The organism is Mesorhizobium temperatum (assembly GCF_002284575.1).
Lineage (GTDB): Bacteria > Pseudomonadota > Alphaproteobacteria > Rhizobiales > Rhizobiaceae > Mesorhizobium > Mesorhizobium temperatum.
Genome location: NZ_NPKJ01000057.1, coordinates 68,137 through 84,257, shown reverse-complemented (window position 1 = coordinate 84,257; position 16,121 = coordinate 68,137). Strand labels below are relative to the sequence as shown.

Sequence of the window (16,121 nt, the reverse complement as noted above, 5' to 3'; positions counted from 1 at the left end):
AAGACAAATTTCCGCCTTCACAAAGTATCGCGGGCATCTGGATGGAAAGTCCTTCCACTTTGGAAATTTTCTTTCACTCGCTACGCAGGTGCGGCGGCAGTTCCGGCTCGCGCGAGGTGAGATCGGCAAAGAGGGCGTCGAAAGCCCTCCCCTCGACAGCTTCAGCAAGACCCGCGAGTGCGTTGTCGATGGCGCGGGCCTCGTCGGCGTCCAGCACCCGGATGGCGGAGCCGAGATGGGTGAGTAGGTAGGTTCCCGGCGGTTGTGGGCCGACCAGCATGAGGGAGATCGAGGATATCCGGCCATGTCGCTCGCAGTGCGCGACGAACTCATTGCCGGCGACGGCCCGCATGGGAATGCCGATGCACATGATGCTCCTCCTCCGTCGTCCAGATCTTATGAAATCGGGAGCCGCGGGGCGCAGGGTGCCCACACGACTCCCGACCGGCCTCAGCCTTGGGAGAAGTTCAGCCGGCCAGCAGGACTGCACCGGCAAGGGTAAGGGCCACGCCGGCGGTCCGCGCGGCAACGCGCTGGGCGCTGCCGAACCTCAACAAGGCCAGCCCGGTGAGATGCAGGATGACCGTGGCAGCCATGAAGCCCGCCACATAGCCGCCCGCATGCGCCATCGCCGGAAGTTCGGTGCCATGGGCATGGCCATGGAAGAGCGCGCATGTTCCAACCACCGTCGCGGCGACTGACGTTGAAACCTTCACTTCGAAAGCCACCAGCAGACCTAGCAGCGCGACGGTCAGCGCGATCCCGGTTTCCACAGTCGGCAAAGCGAGGCCATAAATGCCCAGGGCGCCCCCGACCGCCATGACCGTCACGAAGGCCAAGGGAACGATCCATCGGGCATTACCGCCCAGCGTCAAGGCCCAGAAGCCGACCGCGACCATCGCCAGGATATGATCGAGACCGCTGAACGGATGGCTGAAGCCGGCAAGCGCGCCGTCGGTGTGAAGGCCGACATGCGCGTGGGCGATGCCCGGTAGCGCCATCGCGACGAGCGTCGCCGCAAACCTACGGAAATTCATGATATCCTCCTCAATAGCGCAATGCGGCCGATTCGGCTCGGCGCTCGTAACGTTCGAAATCGATGTCGTTTTCAAGTAGTGGCGGAACCGCTGCTCCTTCCGGTCGCGCAGTGACGGCGACGCCCCAGTGCCGCAATATTCCTACTGCCGCTTCGATTGCGCGCGGTATGACTGCCTTGACCGGCGTCGTCAGCGGGCCGCCCCAGTCCTGGAGATCTAGCGGCTGGCACCCGATAAGAACCAGCCGATCGGGATAGTGCCCCATGAGGTCAGCGGCGCTCAGCACCTCCTGGAAGCCGGTCTGATGCAGGCTCATCTTCTTGGCGCCAGTAAATTTCGGCACCTCGTCGCCTTCCACGATCTTCATCGTGCCCGGCTCGAGGCCGTAGTCGATGGCGTCGAACACGATCAAACGATCGTGTTCATTGACGAACTGCACGAGATAGAGCCCCTGCGTGCCGCCATCGAGGATGGTGACGTTGTCAGGCACCCAATACGCCTTGTGGAAGGCTTCCACCGCGCGCACGCCGAAGCCTTCATCGGCCCAGAGGATATTGCCGATGCCAAGCACGAGAATCCGCGGGGAAGGCGAAGATGCCAAGGGATTTGGGGCGACCATCTAGTCCTCCCTGTCCTTGAAGAGCCGTTCGCCGGAAATCATCGACGAGATGATGCTCTGGCGGCTCATAATGTCCTCGCGGATCGCCACATAGATGTGAACCATCACGAAGACGAGGATTACCCACATGCCGAGATGGTGGAATGTGTGGATGTCCTGGCTGTTGGGCCAGATCGAGAACACCCAGCCGAAGAGCGCATATTCCCAGCTGTCGCGGCCGGCACCCTCGCTATAGAGCGCAAAGCCGGTGATCACCATGAAGAAGAGCGGCAGGGTGAGCATCAGGAACATGGTGAACTGGGCAAGAGGATTGTGGCCGACATATTTCTTCGGCTGCCGGGCCAAGAACGTGTAGCACCGCACCTCATGCAGCCATTCCTTCCAGAAGCGGCCGCTCCAGAAGGGCACATGGAAGATCTGGCGGGCATAGATATTGCCGACAAAGGCCCAGTAGACCCTGAGGATCAGGAACACGGCAAGGACCTGCCCCGCCGCGAAGTGGATGAAGCGGATATACCCCATCAGGAAATTGGCGCTGGCCTCGCCCGGCACGGAAGGCAGCGGCGAGCCGATGAAATAGCCGGTTAGCGCGAGCGTCAGAATCGAGACGGCGTTGACCCAGTGCCAGATGCGCACCGGGGCTTCGTAAACATAGATGCTCTGGCGCTCGACGGCCTTTTCGCCGTGGGCGTCGGCGGCGGCGAGAGTTTCATGGATAGTCATGACTTATCCTCCTCACCGGACCTGGACCTTGGCCATTTCCTGACCGTCCGGGCTCATGACATGCGTCGAGCATGCTAGGCACGGATCGAAGGAATGGATGGTCCTGAGGATTTCGAGCGGTTGGGTGGGGTCTGACATCGGCGTATCCATCAACGAAGCCTCGAAGGCGCCAATATTTCCTGCCGGATCGCGGGGGCTGCCGTTCCATGTGGTGGGCACGACGCACTGGTAGTTGTCGATCTTGCCGTCCTTGATTTTGATCCAGTGCGCGAGCGCGCCGCGCGGGGCCTCGGTAAAGCCGACGCCCTTGACCTCCTTGGGCCAGGTTTCCGGCTTCCACTTGTCGACATGGGCCGTAGAGAAGTCGCCGGCCTTAATATTGGCGATCAGCTTGTTCCGGAAATAGCGCATCTGGTGGCCGGCCCAGCTCGATTCGAGCGCACGGGCTGCCGTGCGGCCGAGTGTCGAGAAGAGGGCTGAAACCGGAAGGCCGAGATCCTTGAGCACCTTTTCGACCGGGTCCTTGAACTCCGCCTTGTTCTGGGCGTAGCCGACGACCCAGCGGGCGAGCGGCCCGACCTCCATGGCATGGCCGCGCCAGCGCGGCGCCTTGATCCAGGAATATTTAGCGGCCTCGTCGAGCTGCTCGATATTGGTCTTCGTCCCCTTGGCGTTGGGGCCGAGTTCGTAATGTGGCTCGGTAACTCCGTCCCAGGGATGCAGGCCCTTTGTCTCGTCGGGATATTTGTACCAGGAATGGGTGACGAATTCCTGGATCTGCTCGGGATCCTCATGGTCGACCGGCAGCACTTCGGCGAGATTGCCATTGATGATCGCGCCGCGCGGCAGCTTCAGGCTTGCCTCGGAGTAGTCGTTGACGTGCTCGGGTACGTCGCCATAGGCTAGCACGTTCTTGCCCGACAGACCCCCTCCATAGAGCCAGTCCTTGTAGAAGGAGCCGATGGCCATGATGTCGGGAACGTATACCTTGTCGTTGAACTCGATAATCTGGTCGATGATCGAGGTGACCATGTTAAGCCGTTCCATGTTGATCGCGCCGACCGCACCAGTACCGTCGATATAGATCGGACAGTGTACCCCGCCGACCAGCCAGTTTGGATGCGGGTTCTTGCCGCCGAAGATCGTGTGGATCTTGACGATCTCCTTCTGGAAGTCGAGCGCCTCCAGATAATGCGTCACCGCCATGAGATTGGCCTCCGGCGGCAGCTTGTAGGATGCATTGCCCCAATAGCCGTTCTTGAAGGGTCCGAGCTGGCCTGACTCTACGAATTTCTTGAGCCGGGTCTGGATGTCTTTGAAATAGCCTGGAGAGGAAAGCGGCCAGTCGGACACGGACTGCGCGAGCGCCGAGGTCGCCTTCGGATCGGCCGAGATCGAAGAGACCACGTCCACCCAGTCGAGCGCATGAAGATGGTAGAAGTGCACGACATGGTCATGGACCTGCAGCGCCAGCTGCATCAGGTTGCGGATCGAATTGGCATTGTCCGGGATGGTGATGCCGAGCGCATTCTCGACCGCGCGTACAGAGGTTAGCGCATGCGTGCCGGTGCAGACGCCGCAGATGCGCTCCGTGAAGGCCCATGCGTCGCGGGGGTCGCGGTTCTTTAGGATGACTTCGATGCCGCGCCACATGGTGCCGGTCGAGACCGCATTCCGGATGATGTTGTTCTCGTCGACATTGACCTCCACCCGCATATGTCCCTCGATGCGGGTGACGGGATCGACGACGATGCGCTTGCCCGAATTGTCCAGTGTGAAACCGTTTGGTGTTTGAATTGTCACGATGCTGTTCCTCCCCGAGAGTGATTATGATGCGTCGGCTTTTTCGCGCTTGGTGGTCACGCGCTTGAAGGCGGTCACCGCGGCATGGGCGGCGATTGCGCCACCCACGATGCCGGCGGCGGTCATGCCGACCTTGTCGGCGTTGGCCTCGACGCCGAACTGGTGGAGGTTCGTCAGCCGGTCATAGAAGCTGCCGTTGTCCCAGAAGCCGTCTTCCGAGCAGCCGATGCAGCCGTGGCCTGACTGGATCGGGAAGGAAACGCCACCGTTCCAGCGCACGGTAGAGCAGGCATTGTAGGTGGTCGGGCCCTTACAGCCCATCTTGTAGAGACAGGAGCCCTTGCGTGCGCCCTCATCGTCCCACTCCTCGACAAACTGGCCGGCATCGAAATGCGGTCGGCGGTAGCACTTGTCGTGGATGCGCTGCGAATAGAACATCTTGGGCCGGCCCTGCCGGTCGAGTTCCGGCAGCTTGCCGAAGGTCGTGATGAAGGTGACGACCCCGGTCATCACCTCCGCGATCGGGGGACAGCCTGGTACCTTAATGATCGGCTTGTCGAGGATGACCTTGTCGATCGGTGTCGCCTGGGTCGGGTTCGGCTTGGCCGCCTGGACGCAGCCCCAAGAGGCGCAGGCGCCCCAGGCGATAATCGCCATGGCATCCTCGGCCATCCACTTCAGCTTCTTAACGAAGGGTTTGCCGCCGTCGATGCAGAACATGCCGTCCTCGTTGAGCGGCGGATTGCCCTCGACGGCGAGGATGTACTTGCCCTTGTATTTCTCCTTCGTCTCTTTGAGGATCGCCTCCGCTTGATGGCCGGCGGCCGCCATGATCGTATCGTCGTAGTCGAGCGAGATCATCGACAGCACGACGTCTTTGACGAGCGGATGGGCCGAGCGGATGAAGCTCTCCGAACAGCAGGTGCATTCGAGCCCATGCATCCAGATGACGGGAACGCGTTCCTTGGTCTCGAGTGCCTCAGCCATCGCTGTCGCGGCACCCGGGCCGAAACCGAGGCTCGCGGCCGTCAGGCTGCAGAACTTGGTGAAACTGCGCCGGGTGATCCCCTGGCGACGAATGACGTCATATAAGGTTTCGGCAGCTGCCATGTTGCTCCTCCAGCAATTTCATCCCCCATCGCATCGCCCGGATGGACGCCGGGCTCTGTCAGAAATGCTTGCTGCAAGAAGCGGACCAATTTACATCATTTCGACCATTCTCTTGCTACACATTTGAAATGTATGGCGTATTTTTTAAACGGCCGCTCGGTGGGCGGTCGGCATGGCGAAAAGTGGGCCGGAAAGTCGGCTTTCACCGCCGAAAACTGTCTTACCGCCGCCGCGCGGCGCCAACTGCATCTCAATGCGCGGTGCAGTCCATACAGGGATCGAAGGAGCGGATCATATGCTGCAGCACCGCGGACTTCGCGCCCAGTCCACCGGTATCGAGACCGGCAAGCGCCGCTTCGAGCGGCCCCGGAACACCCGCCGCGTCGCGCGGCGAGAAATTCCAAGTGGCAAGCATCTCGGCGCCGAGATCGGCTCATCGCGGTGCTGCACCGCTGGGGCCAGAACGTCAACTATCATCCCACCTCCATCGCATTGTGCCTGGCGGAGGTCTCTCACCCTGACGGCAGGCGCTGGATTTCCTGCCGGCCCGGCTTCTTCCTGCCGGTGCGCGTCCTGTCGCGCCTGTTTAGACGCCTCTTCCTGGAAGAACTACAGGCCGCTTATCAGCGGGCAGACTGAACTTCTTCGGCGAGATCGCCGATCTGACGGAGCCCGCCGCCTTCAGTCGCCGGCTTGCCGAGGTCCGCCGTCGCGAGTGCTGCGGTTGCCGCCGGTTCGCCAACGGGGTTCTGGCGCATGTCTGGACACCCGGCGGCCTAACAGGCTCTGCGCGACCACTACTTCGACGAGCTCGGTTTTCCCCGCCTCTATGTCTCCGCCCAAGCTTAATTCGGTCGAACCGTCGTGGTACGTGACCCGTATGCCCGGTGGTGGGAGGGGCACCGCCGCGAGGCGGCTCCTATCCGATCAATGTCGGATTTCCGACGATGTCAGATTTCCAACAGGATGGCAAATCCGCTAACTCATTGCGTTAATGAAATTCCAAGGTGGTGCCGGGCGGTGCGGTAGACCTTCATTCGCACCACGAGCAGGCCATGGCGCGCAAGAGCCTGACGAAAGAAGCGCTTCGCCGCCGATAGGTCACGGTTTTCGCTGAGGAAGAACTCCACCGTGTCGATGGCGCGATAGAGATACATCCATCGTCCGCGGATCTTGCTGTAAGTCTCATCCATATGCCACCTGCCAGTGACGGATCGCTTGCGCCGGTTGAACCGCTCCAGCAGTTGCGGCGAAAAGTGCACGACCCAGCGATGCACGGTGGAATGATCGACGCTCAGGCCGCGTTCGGCCATCATCTCTTCCCGGTCGCGAAGGCTGAGATTGTAGGCAAGGTACCAGCGCACGCACAGTAGGATGACAGATTGATCGAAATGACGGCCTTTGAACAAGACGGGCTCCTCAGAAACTGAAGTGCCGTCATGCCTGCATCAGCTTATCGAATAGTTTGCGACAGAACCGAGGTGGAAACGGGCGAAAACTCAGCGAGGCTCGCAGCGACGAGCCGTATTAGACTAGGAAGCCGGATATACGTCAGCAGTTGTGACCATCGATCCTGATTCCAGCCGGCCGTTGCAATCGGGCGGTGTTCATACATCCACACACGACTCTAAGTACGCCAAGCCGATCACATTCTTAGAATTATGTATCTCCAGCGGAAAGGTACAATTTGACTTCGTCACGTGGCCTAAGCGAGCGTACATATCAATTTCAACATCCTGAAATTCGAGAAATTTATTATATATCTGAAAATAAGCTTTATATACCGCTTCCTTCAAAACAATGAGATTCCGCTTCTGAAGCAGACGCAAGTCGTACATCCGCTCGCGCGGAGTAGCAATCAATTCGATTAAGTCCTTCGGCAAAGGGTCGTTAGGTTCAATGTCAATGCCAAGCGTTGCGATCCTTTTTTTCTCTACAATGGCGGCTGCTGCTACTGTATTGTGGTGAGCCAATGAGCCAACAATGCCGGCTGGCCAGGTCGGAACACCAGATCGTGTCTTAGCGATAGGCGTCGGTGGAAATCCCATTTGGCCAAGGAGTGTTCGAGCAATTATTCTAGCAGCACCGCTTTGGCGACGGACTTTGGTAACAGGGGGTCCTAGCGCGGCAACTTCTGAAGAGAACGAGGCGGTTTGGTCGCCGTTTTCTATCGGACGAATCCCGATGAGGATGTTCAGTTGATCAGACGGGATAATCTCCACGTATGCTCAACCACATTGCAACGAACTGATGTAGGCTGAGCTAGGGCGACCGCAACATCACATCGTCCATGACGGAAAGCGTCTAGACGAAGCTATTGCTGCTCGATCGCAGTCAAGGAATATGCAGCTAACCAATATGATCCCGCAATTGGCTGACCATTGATTGGTAGTCTTCGTCGGGTAGCACGATTTTACCAGCGTTCTGGAAAATCCGTGCGTGCCCCGGTCGGTCCACCAAAAAACGCGGCTTTATATGGCAGTGCAAATGCGGGACGACATTGCCCTGGATTTCGAGATTGATTTTGATGGGCGAGAGAACGCGTTGAAGCGCCTGGCTTGCATCAGCGATATCATCGACGAATTGGCCGCGGACTTCCTTCTCCAACTCGAACAGTTCGACCGCATGGCTGCTCAGGACAAGAATGCTATAGCCTCTGATATACTGATTTTGGCCGAGTATCCACCGTGACACCCTGAGGTCGGCGACCTTGTGCCCTTCCAAACTTACGGCCGTGTCGGCCTCAAGCAGAGTGCATAGTTCACACGCTGCGCCTGTAACACGGTCGTGCCACTTCTGGTCGAGTTTCCATTCTGCCTGTCTGTCGTCGGTCATTTGGCTTCAATGCCCGTTTCGGCGGCGGTATCGCCTCGGCCAACATCCCTACAGATGCAGCGACAAAGTAGTCGATCAAAATTTCCTTGTCCCGTCATCAGAGAAGCCGACAGACTAACCGCTTCACATGCACCACTTGTCGAACAACAAGTTTATTTTCATGGGCCTTGCGACCGGCAGCATTGAGATTGTCATGGGACTGTCAAGCAGATCGCGCAAGGAGGGTGCGCTTGACAGATCAGCAAGGGAGAGAAGACATGATCAATCGACGCAATATGCTTTTGGCGACTGCCGCTGTTTTTGGAACGGCGCTACTGAATGCACCTCGCCAAACTTTCGCTCAGGATTCGGCGTTTGACCGGTTCAGCCTGTTCGTGCCGTCCGGTGTCGGTGGCGGCTGGGACGGTGTGGCTCGGGCAATCGACCAAGTTGGGCGTAAGGCGGGACTGCTCTCGCAAATCACCATCGACAATGTTCCGGGTGCAGGCGGTACGGTCGGCCTGCCACTGTTCATAAATCAACATCGGGGCCGCGATAACTCCCTGATGATTGCAGGCAACGTAATGATGGGAGCCATCATCACGAACAAGACACTCTACGGATTGCAGGATGTTACTCCTGTCGCCAAGTTAACGCAGGAAGCCGATGTAATTGCCGTCGGTGCTTCCAGCCCCTACCAGACAATCGACGACCTGATTGCCGCGCTCAAAAAGAACCCGGGTCTGCCTATTGGGGGAGGGTCCGCTGGTGGAATCGACCACATTATCCTTGGCTTGACTCTGAAGGCGATCGGCGCCGACGTGACCAAGGCCAACTACGTCGCGTTCTCCGAAAAAGCCCAAGCTATTGCCTCGATGATGGGGAACCAGGTTCATGCTGCCTTGAGCGGTTACTCCGAGTATGCCGAACAAATCAGGGCCGGCAATCTGCGCGCGCTGGCGACAACTGGAGAGCTTCCGTTGGAAGGGGCCGGTGTTCCCACGCTCAAACAGATCGGTATTGACGTTGCACTGTCAAGTTGGCGCGGGGTTTTTGCTCCCCCGGACGTTTCAGAAGAACAAGTTGCTAGGTTGGTGGGGCTCATCACGGCGATTCACAACCAACCGGATTGGAAGCAAATACTCAAAGACCGGCAATGGGACGATGCATTTGCTACGGGCTCCGATCTCAAATCAGCCATCGCCAATGATCGTGCGGCTATACAAACGGCGCTGAAGGCAATCGGTCTAGCCTGAGATGCTCACGAAATTTGCGCGGCTACGACGTTCAGGGGCATTACCTGACGTCATCATCGGCCTTGCCATGGTGCTGCTCTCAGTGGCCATGGCAATGGCGATCACGACGATTAGGACGTCCCCGGGATATGCCTACGTTGGGCCCAAGGTGTTTCCGTTCGCGGTAGCCTTGTTCGTTGGCTTAGTGGGCGCGGGTCTCGCGATATCGGCATTTCTTGGCATAGCCGGGAGCGATTCTCCTGCTGTTCCCGACACGTCTACTGAAAAGCCAGGCCCAACCATGGCGTGGGTTGTTGGTGGTCTGATCGCCAATCTGGTTGGACTTGCTTTGCTCGGATTCGTGTTTGCGGCGATCATCCAATACGTCATGACCGCTCGTGGTTTTGGAAGTCGCAGATGGAGGCTCGACGCGGTCTGTGGGCTCGCGCTCGCTTCTTGTGCTTACTTCCTGTTCTCGGAGGTCCTCAAGGTAAACATACCTGCTGGTCCCTTACTGGAGCTGATACATAATGGATAATCTAGTTTCGCTCGCATATGGCTTCAGCCAAGCTATGACGCCCATCAACATCGCGTGGGCGTTCCTGGGTTGTTTCGTGGGTACAGCGATCGGGGTGCTCCCCGGCATCGGGCCCGCATTAACGATAGCGGTTCTATTGCCCATTACATCGCAGGTTCCGGCTAGCGCCGCGTTCATTTTTTTTGCCGGCATTTACTACGGTGCTGGCTATGGCGGCTCGACAACATCGATTCTGCTGAACATTCCGGGCGAAAGCTCAACGGTCATAACAGCAATTGAGGGTCACAAGATGGCTCTCAACGGGCGCGCTGGGCCTGCTTTGGCCACTGCGGCAATAGGGAGCTTCGTTGCCGGTACGATAGGAACAATTGCCCTCACTTTGTTTGGTCCGCTCGTGGCCCAAATCGGCCTTAAGTTCGGGCCGACCGAAATGTTTGCGATCATGATTTTGGCATTCATGACATCGGCTGCGGTTCTCGGCAATTCGATGCTCCGGGGTCTCGGATCGCTCGGCATTGGCTTAAGTTTGGGCATCGTGGGGGTCGATTTGCAGACAGGGCAATCCCGCCTAACCTTCGGCGTCCCAGAGCTTCTCGACGGAATTGACGTAATCATGGTTGCTGTCGCCCTGTTTGCAGTTGCCGAAACACTACACACAGCGTTGCTGTGGCGACCGGACGGAGTGACCGTGATCAAGCCTCAGGGGGCAATGTGGCTAACTCGTCGGGACTGGCAGCGGAGTTGGAAGCCTTGGTTGCGCGGAGCAGCGGTTGGCTTCCCGCTAGGCGCACTACCGCTGGGCGGCGGAGAAATTCCCACCTTTGTATCCTATGCTCTGGAGAAGCGCTTGTCCAAGCGGCCAGACAAATTTGGTCGCGGGGCCATCGAAGGCGTAGCTGGGCCTGAAGCCGCCAACAATGCAGCCGGCGCAGGTGTATTGGTGCCGATGCTAACTCTGGGTCTGCCGACCTCAACAACGGCGGCGCTGTTGCTGACGGCCTTTCAGAACTATGGGATTCAGCCTGGACCATTCTTATTTGCTACTCAAGGACCGCTAATCTGGACCTTGATTGCGAGTCTCTATATCGCCAACGTTATTTTGCTGGTGCTAAATCTGCCACTGATTGGCTTATGGGTGCGAATTCTGCGTATCCCCCCGCATCACTTCCTTGCCGGTGTCTTGATCTTCGTCACGATCGGCGTTTACGGCATCAGCGGTTCGATATTCGACGTTGCGCTTCTCTATCTTATCGGCGGAATCGGTCTTGTCATGCGCCGATATGGATTTCCACCTGCACCCGTCATTATAGGTTTGGTTCTGGGGCCATTGCTGGAGCAATCATTCAGACAATCAATCGCGATTGGCCAAGGTGATCCAGGGGTGTTCCTTTCTCGTCCGATCGCTTGCACTTTGCTGCTAATTGCTCTGATTATTCCTATTCTGATCGGTATCATGTCTCTAATTAATTGGATGAAGCAGCAGCCGGTCGTCGGAGAATCGGGATCCTGAATGCCGAAGAAGGACGCGCGGCTGAGAGCATTTCATACCGTTGTTACGCTCGGCAGCTTTACAAGAGCAGCGGACGCACTTTCGCTGAGTCAGCAGGCAGTGTCGTTCCAAGTCAAATCCCTCGAGGACGAACTTGGAACGCGGCTACTGCAAAGGCAGGGGAAGAACATCGGCCTAACCGAGACCGGGGAGATATTGTTTCGCTACGCCAAACAGATTCTCGATCTATATTCGGCCGCCGAAGACGCCTTGGCCAGGAAAACCGGATCGATCGGAGGATCATTGAGCATCGGGGCGACCGGAAGTATCGCCAAATATTGTCTGCCAAAAGCGATTGGAGAGTTCCGCAAGTCTCATCAATCGGTGACTGTCGCGGTCTCGGTGGCCAACTCGGAGCGGGTCGCCAAGCTTTTGTCTCAGGAGGCAATTGACTTAGGAATCATCAGCGGCGGCTCAGTAGAACTCAATCGCTTCATAGTTGAACCATTCTTCGAGGATGAGCTAGTTTTTGTGGCCGCGAGTAAAAATCCCTTAACGTCAAGAAAATCGTTGTCGTTGCATGAACTCTTGGCTTCCCAATTTATCATCCGCGAAAAAGGCTCAGGTACCAGAAACCTCATGGAAGGATATTTTCGCGATCGTGGCATTGATGTATCGGCACTTTCCGTGTCGACGATGATGGGCAGCACGGACGCTGTCAAAGCGTCCGTGGCGTCTTCAGACGGCATCGCCATGGTTTCCAAGCTATCTCTCGGGGGTCCAGGAAACGAGGATTTGACGATATTGGACGTCGATACCGGTCCCTTTTTTCGCAGTTTCTACATCGTACGGCTGCGCGATAGCTACTTGCGCCGTGTTCTTGATCACTTCGTTAGAGCATTGCGCACGAGCAATTCGTTTCGTTCCCCGGGCCACTAAGCGCGGTCCAATCATGCGGTGAAGCGCAGTTGGCGCGCACTTGGTTGCCATGCACGGATCGACTTTCCCACAATTTACTAGACTGGCCACAAAGACGATGTGTTAGATTTCGTCACCCTGCTCCGCCATTGTTCCTGCCATGAAATAGGAGGAACGCGTGCAAAAAGCAGCACTATCAGGAATAAGAGTTCTCGATTTATCGAGACTTGTTGCGGGGAACATGGCAACCCTGCAACTCGCCGACTTTGGCGCAGATGTCATTAAAGTTGAGCAGCCTGGAACTGGCGATCCACTTCGCCAGTGGCGGAAAAGCAATCTTGACCTGTGGTGGCGGGAATATGGTCGAAACAAGCGCAGCCTGTCTTTGAATCTGAAGTCACCGCGTGGCCGGACGCTTCTGCTCAAGCTCGTCGCGCAGTCGGATGTGCTCGTCGAGAACTTCATTCCCGGAAAGCTTAAAGGGATCGGGCTCTCGTACGATATTCTTCTTGAGACCAATCCCAAGCTCGTGATCCTCAGCATAACCGCCTGGGGACACAATGGCCCGTACCGGGATAAGCCTGGGTTCGGTACTCTCGTCGAGGCGATGAGCGGTTTTGCTTCCATGCTCGGCTTTCCAGACCGCCCACCAACCCTTCCACCCATTCCAATCGCCGACATGATCACCGGCCTTTATGGGGCGTTGGCTTGCATGACTGCCCTTCGCCACCGGGATGCGACAGGCGCGGGGCAGGTCATCGACCTGTCGCTGTTAGAAGCAATGTATTCTGTGTTGGGGCCGGTCGCGGCAGAGTACGAGAGAACAGGCAAGTATCCCAAAAGGAATGGAAACCGTTCGCCAAATTCCGCGCCGCGCAACAGCTACAAGACATCCGACGACAAATGGATTGCTCTTTCGGCTTCTACGCCGCTGATGACTGAGAAACTGTTCAAATCCGTCGGGTTGGAGGATGTGCTGCAGGACGAACGCTTTAGCACGAATGAGGCGCGAGTCCGAAATGGGGATGAGACCGACGCGATCGTGGCTGATGCGCTGCGAAAGTTCACTTTGTCCGATCTGATGGCGCTCTTCGACGAAACTGGAGTTGCCGGAGCACCAATTTACGAAGTTCCGCAATTCGTGGAGGATCCGCATGTTAAGGAGCGCGGTATCTTAATCGAGGTGGATGATCCGGAACTGGGATCATATAGGATGCATGCTCCACTGCCTCGCTTCAGCAGTTCCCCCGGCGCAATTCGCTTCCCCGGTGCTCGGCTCGGCGAGCACAATCAAGAGATATTGTCTTCCCTACTGAGTCTGGAGGAGGCTGATATCCACGAATTGCAAACAGCCGGAGTTATCGGATCATGAGCCGATCTCCCTTTGCATCCCCTGAGCTTTGGCCAACTGCGATCACGACTTTCGACCATGATGACATCTTCATCCGTGGTAAAAAGGTCGAAGACTTAATGGGACATGGCAGTTTCGGTGACATTGCCTTCCTGCTTCTGAGCGGCCGAATGCCGTCTTCCGCCGAGTCAATGGTCTGGAACGCGGTGATGATCGCGTCGTGTGATCACGGACCAACCTCGCCATCGACTTTCGCGGCAAGGGTCGTTGCAAGCGGTAACCGCCGAGCACCGGAGGCTGGCGTCGCCGCCGGAATTCTCGCTATCGGTGATGCTCATGGCGGGGCTGGTGAGGAGGCCATGACCTACATTCGCGAGGCGTTGGCGGTCAAAACGATCGAAGGTCTATCTAGCACTGCGGCCGCCGAGAAAATCGTAAATCGATACCGGGAGGCCGGGCGACGTCTGCCTGGCATGGGACATCGATTTCACGCCGTGGACCCTCGAACCAAGCGTCTTTGGGACCTTGCCCAACAGTGCGGCGTAGCGAGCGGGGGAACCGCCATGATGGCTGAAATACAACTGGCGCTCTCAGCCTCGGTCGGTCGCGATATGCCCGTAAACGTGGACGGGGCAATTGCGGCTGCCCTTGTAGACCTGGGTTTCGACCCTCCAATTGGACGCATGGCTTTTATTCTTGGAAGAGCTGCGGGCATTGCGTCGCACGTCCTTGAAGAACTTGCACGAGAAAAGCCGATGCGCTTCCGCTTCGACTTCTCCTATGACGGCCCTCAGTAATAGGTGGTGAACCGCAAATGGCAAAACTTTCCGCTTTGCGTGATGCGCTCGAGCAAAAGTCCCTCGTAAGAACAATGGCAGCCCACTCACCGCTGTCCGCTGTGCTGGCAGAGGAGGCTGGCTTCGATGCACTTTGGGCCTCCGGCTTCGAGCTCTCTGCGCTCTACGGCTTGGCCGATGTCAGCCTGATATCGATGACGCAGCACCTCGCCATGGTGCGGGCGATGGGTGAGCAATCGTCGCTGCCGATTATCGCCGATATCGATACCGGCTTTGGCAACGCCATCAACGTGATCTATGCCATCCAGCAGTATGAACGTGCCGGTGCTGCCGCCGTCGTCATCGAGGACAAGACCTTTCCGAAAGTGACTAGTCTCGTAGCCGACGGTCGCCAAGATTTGCTAAGGCTAGAGGAATTCCAGGGCAAGATTCGCGCAGCGCTCGCAACTCGGTCTGATCCTGACTTTCTGGTCATCGCTCGCACTGAGGCGCTGATCGCAGGACTTGGCGAGGAAGAGGCACTAAAGCGCGCCGCGGCTTATGAGGCGGCAGGCGCTGATATGATCCTTGTTCACTCCAAGCAGAAGACGCCGGACGAAATGGAGAGCTTCGTCCGCGCCTGGAGTGGGAAGGCGCCGATCGTAATCGTGCCGACAGCCTATCCGGAGATGAACGAGGAACGCATCAAGGCACTCGGTAAGATCGCCATCGTGATCTACGGCAATCACGCTATCCGTGCGTCGATCACGGCAATGAAGGACGCATTTGCCCGCATCCTGAAGGATCGCGGTATCCACAACGTCAACCGGGACATCGTCTCGGTAGAGGAGGTGTTCCGCCTGCAGAAGATGGATCAGGTCAAGGCCGACGAGAAGCGCTTCCTGGCCTGACACTGTTTGCGCCGAGCTGAAGTCTTCGAGAACCCTGCAATCGCTGTTCCCGTTGATGGCGCCGAGCCAGGCGGTCGTCAACTCGGCTCCATCTTAGGATCGTAACGATGCTTGACCTGATTGGCGCTGTCGCACTGCTTCTGTGGGGCCTTCGGATGGTGAAGATACCGGCATGAGTCGGGCGTTTGGCGCCCGTCTGCGCCGCCGGATCGCGGTCGGCACACGCAACCGGCTGATGGCTTGTGGCGTCGGCTTTGCCACTATGGCCCTGCAGAGCAGCACCGCCACTGCACTGATGACGGCGTCGTTTGCCGGCAGTGGCTTTATGAACTCGGCCATGGCCCAGGCCATCATGCTGGGCGCCAATATTGGTACCAGCTTGGTCATGCGGATTCTAGCCTTCGACATTCACGGGCTGGCGCCTCTGCTGATCGCCGCCGGTGTCGGTATGTTCACCGTCAGCGAAGCCAAGCCGCAAAAGGGGATCGCGCGGGCCGTGCTTGGTCTTGGCCTGATGCTCCTGTCCCTCCACCTTCTCGGACAATCGACCGAACCGATGGAAATGTCGGAAGTGCTGCGCGCCCTGATGGCATCGCTTGATGCGGTGCCAGTGTTGGGCGCCATTGTCGCTGCCGTGCTGGCGATCGCGTCATTGTCGAGTCTTGCATTTGTCATTCTCGTCATGTCGCTGGCCGCGAGGGGGACTATCGAGCCCAGTCTCGGCGTCGTTCTGGTTCTCGGCGCCAATAGCGGCGGCGCCATTCCTCCGCTGTTGGCAACGCTTGGTGATGGGCCGG

General features: G+C 57.8%; 17 protein-coding genes and 3 pseudogenes. 9 read left to right on the top strand and 11 right to left on the bottom strand.

Annotated elements, in window-relative coordinates; translation table 11 throughout:
* Positions 1-73: 73 nt before the first annotated feature.
* The 7 genes and pseudogenes from CIT26_RS20420 to CIT26_RS20390 all read right to left on the bottom strand — a co-directional run.
* Positions 74-370 carry a HypC/HybG/HupF family hydrogenase formation chaperone gene (locus CIT26_RS20420; RefSeq protein ID WP_095494256.1) on the bottom strand — a complete coding sequence of 99 codons (297 nt, stop codon included), beginning with the start codon at positions 368-370 and terminating at the stop codon, positions 74-76.
* A gap of 97 nt (positions 371-467) precedes the next feature.
* Complete coding sequence (hupE, locus tag CIT26_RS20415) at positions 468-1,037, bottom strand: nickel permease HupE (protein WP_095494255.1); 570 nt, start codon at positions 1,035-1,037, stop codon at positions 468-470.
* Between the two features lie 10 nt (positions 1,038-1,047).
* Positions 1,048-1,656 (bottom strand): HyaD/HybD family hydrogenase maturation endopeptidase, encoded by a 609-nt coding sequence (locus tag CIT26_RS20410; RefSeq protein ID WP_095494254.1) that lies wholly within the window; start codon positions 1,654-1,656, stop codon positions 1,048-1,050.
* Positions 1,657-2,379, bottom strand: coding sequence for a Ni/Fe-hydrogenase, b-type cytochrome subunit (cybH, locus tag CIT26_RS20405; protein ID WP_095494253.1), 723 nt, complete (start codon positions 2,377-2,379; stop codon positions 1,657-1,659). It abuts the gene before it with no gap.
* A 12-nt stretch (positions 2,380-2,391) separates the two neighbouring features.
* On the bottom strand, positions 2,392-4,182 hold the full coding sequence (locus CIT26_RS20400; RefSeq protein ID WP_095494252.1) for a nickel-dependent hydrogenase large subunit: 1,791 nt from the start codon (positions 4,180-4,182) through the stop codon (positions 2,392-2,394).
* A gap of 24 nt (positions 4,183-4,206) precedes the next feature.
* Entirely contained in the window at positions 4,207-5,292 is a 1,086-nt protein-coding gene (locus tag CIT26_RS20395) for a hydrogenase small subunit (protein WP_095494251.1), read from the bottom strand.
* 250 nt (positions 5,293-5,542) lie between these two features.
* Positions 5,543-5,698 (bottom strand): annotated as a pseudogene (locus tag CIT26_RS20390) (nickel-dependent hydrogenase large subunit); the annotation flags it as partial.
* Between the two features lie 35 nt (positions 5,699-5,733).
* On the opposite strand from CIT26_RS20390, the gene CIT26_RS20385 reads away from it, so the two are divergent.
* Positions 5,734-5,931 (top strand): transposase, encoded by a 198-nt coding sequence (locus CIT26_RS20385; RefSeq protein WP_167391482.1) that lies wholly within the window; start codon positions 5,734-5,736, stop codon positions 5,929-5,931.
* Here the strand turns inward: CIT26_RS20385 and CIT26_RS38320 are convergent.
* From CIT26_RS38320 to CIT26_RS20370, 4 genes and pseudogenes are all read right to left on the bottom strand, one after another.
* Entirely contained in the window at positions 5,916-6,050 is a 135-nt protein-coding gene (locus CIT26_RS38320) for a hypothetical protein (RefSeq protein WP_280951121.1), read from the bottom strand. The two genes, CIT26_RS20385 and CIT26_RS38320, sit on opposite strands and share 16 nt — an antisense overlap.
* 294 nt (positions 6,051-6,344) lie before the next feature.
* A pseudogene (locus CIT26_RS20380) lies at positions 6,345-6,701 on the bottom strand (IS6 family transposase); the annotation flags it as partial.
* A gap of 198 nt (positions 6,702-6,899) precedes the next feature.
* Entirely contained in the window at positions 6,900-7,514 is a 615-nt protein-coding gene (locus CIT26_RS20375) for a 4'-phosphopantetheinyl transferase family protein (protein WP_095494249.1), read from the bottom strand.
* Between the two features lie 127 nt (positions 7,515-7,641).
* A complete protein-coding gene (locus tag CIT26_RS20370; RefSeq protein WP_095494248.1) occupies positions 7,642-8,127 on the bottom strand; it encodes an HIT family protein in 486 nt (161 codons plus the stop codon).
* 257 nt (positions 8,128-8,384) lie between these two features.
* On the opposite strand from CIT26_RS20370, the gene CIT26_RS20365 reads away from it, so the two are divergent.
* The 8 genes and pseudogenes from CIT26_RS20365 to CIT26_RS37770 form a co-directional block, all read left to right on the top strand.
* Entirely contained in the window at positions 8,385-9,362 is a 978-nt protein-coding gene (locus CIT26_RS20365; RefSeq protein WP_095494247.1) for a Bug family tripartite tricarboxylate transporter substrate binding protein, read from the top strand.
* A 1-nt stretch (position 9,363) separates the two neighbouring features.
* Positions 9,364-9,879 (top strand): tripartite tricarboxylate transporter TctB family protein, encoded by a 516-nt coding sequence (locus tag CIT26_RS20360; protein WP_095494246.1) that lies wholly within the window; start codon positions 9,364-9,366, stop codon positions 9,877-9,879.
* Complete coding sequence (locus tag CIT26_RS20355; RefSeq protein WP_095494245.1) at positions 9,872-11,389, top strand: tripartite tricarboxylate transporter permease; 1,518 nt, start codon at positions 9,872-9,874, stop codon at positions 11,387-11,389. Before CIT26_RS20360 ends, CIT26_RS20355 begins: the two co-directional genes overlap by 8 nt.
* Entirely contained in the window at positions 11,390-12,307 is a 918-nt protein-coding gene (locus CIT26_RS20350) for a LysR family transcriptional regulator (RefSeq protein ID WP_095494244.1), read from the top strand.
* 157 nt (positions 12,308-12,464) lie between these two features.
* The gene (locus CIT26_RS20345) at positions 12,465-13,658 is read left to right on the top strand and encodes a CaiB/BaiF CoA transferase family protein (protein ID WP_095494243.1); all 1,194 of its coding nucleotides are present in this window, start codon (positions 12,465-12,467) and stop codon (positions 13,656-13,658) included.
* A complete protein-coding gene (locus tag CIT26_RS20340) occupies positions 13,655-14,434 on the top strand; it encodes a citryl-CoA lyase (protein ID WP_095494242.1) in 780 nt (259 codons plus the stop codon). The genes CIT26_RS20345 and CIT26_RS20340 overlap by 4 nt, the downstream gene beginning before the upstream one ends.
* Before the next feature lie 17 nt (positions 14,435-14,451).
* Entirely contained in the window at positions 14,452-15,324 is an 873-nt protein-coding gene (locus tag CIT26_RS20335) for a phosphonopyruvate hydrolase (protein ID WP_095494241.1), read from the top strand.
* Between the two features lie 172 nt (positions 15,325-15,496).
* Positions 15,497-16,057, top strand: a pseudogene (locus CIT26_RS37770) (Na/Pi symporter); the annotation flags it as partial.
* Positions 16,058-16,121: the final 64 nt, after the last annotated feature.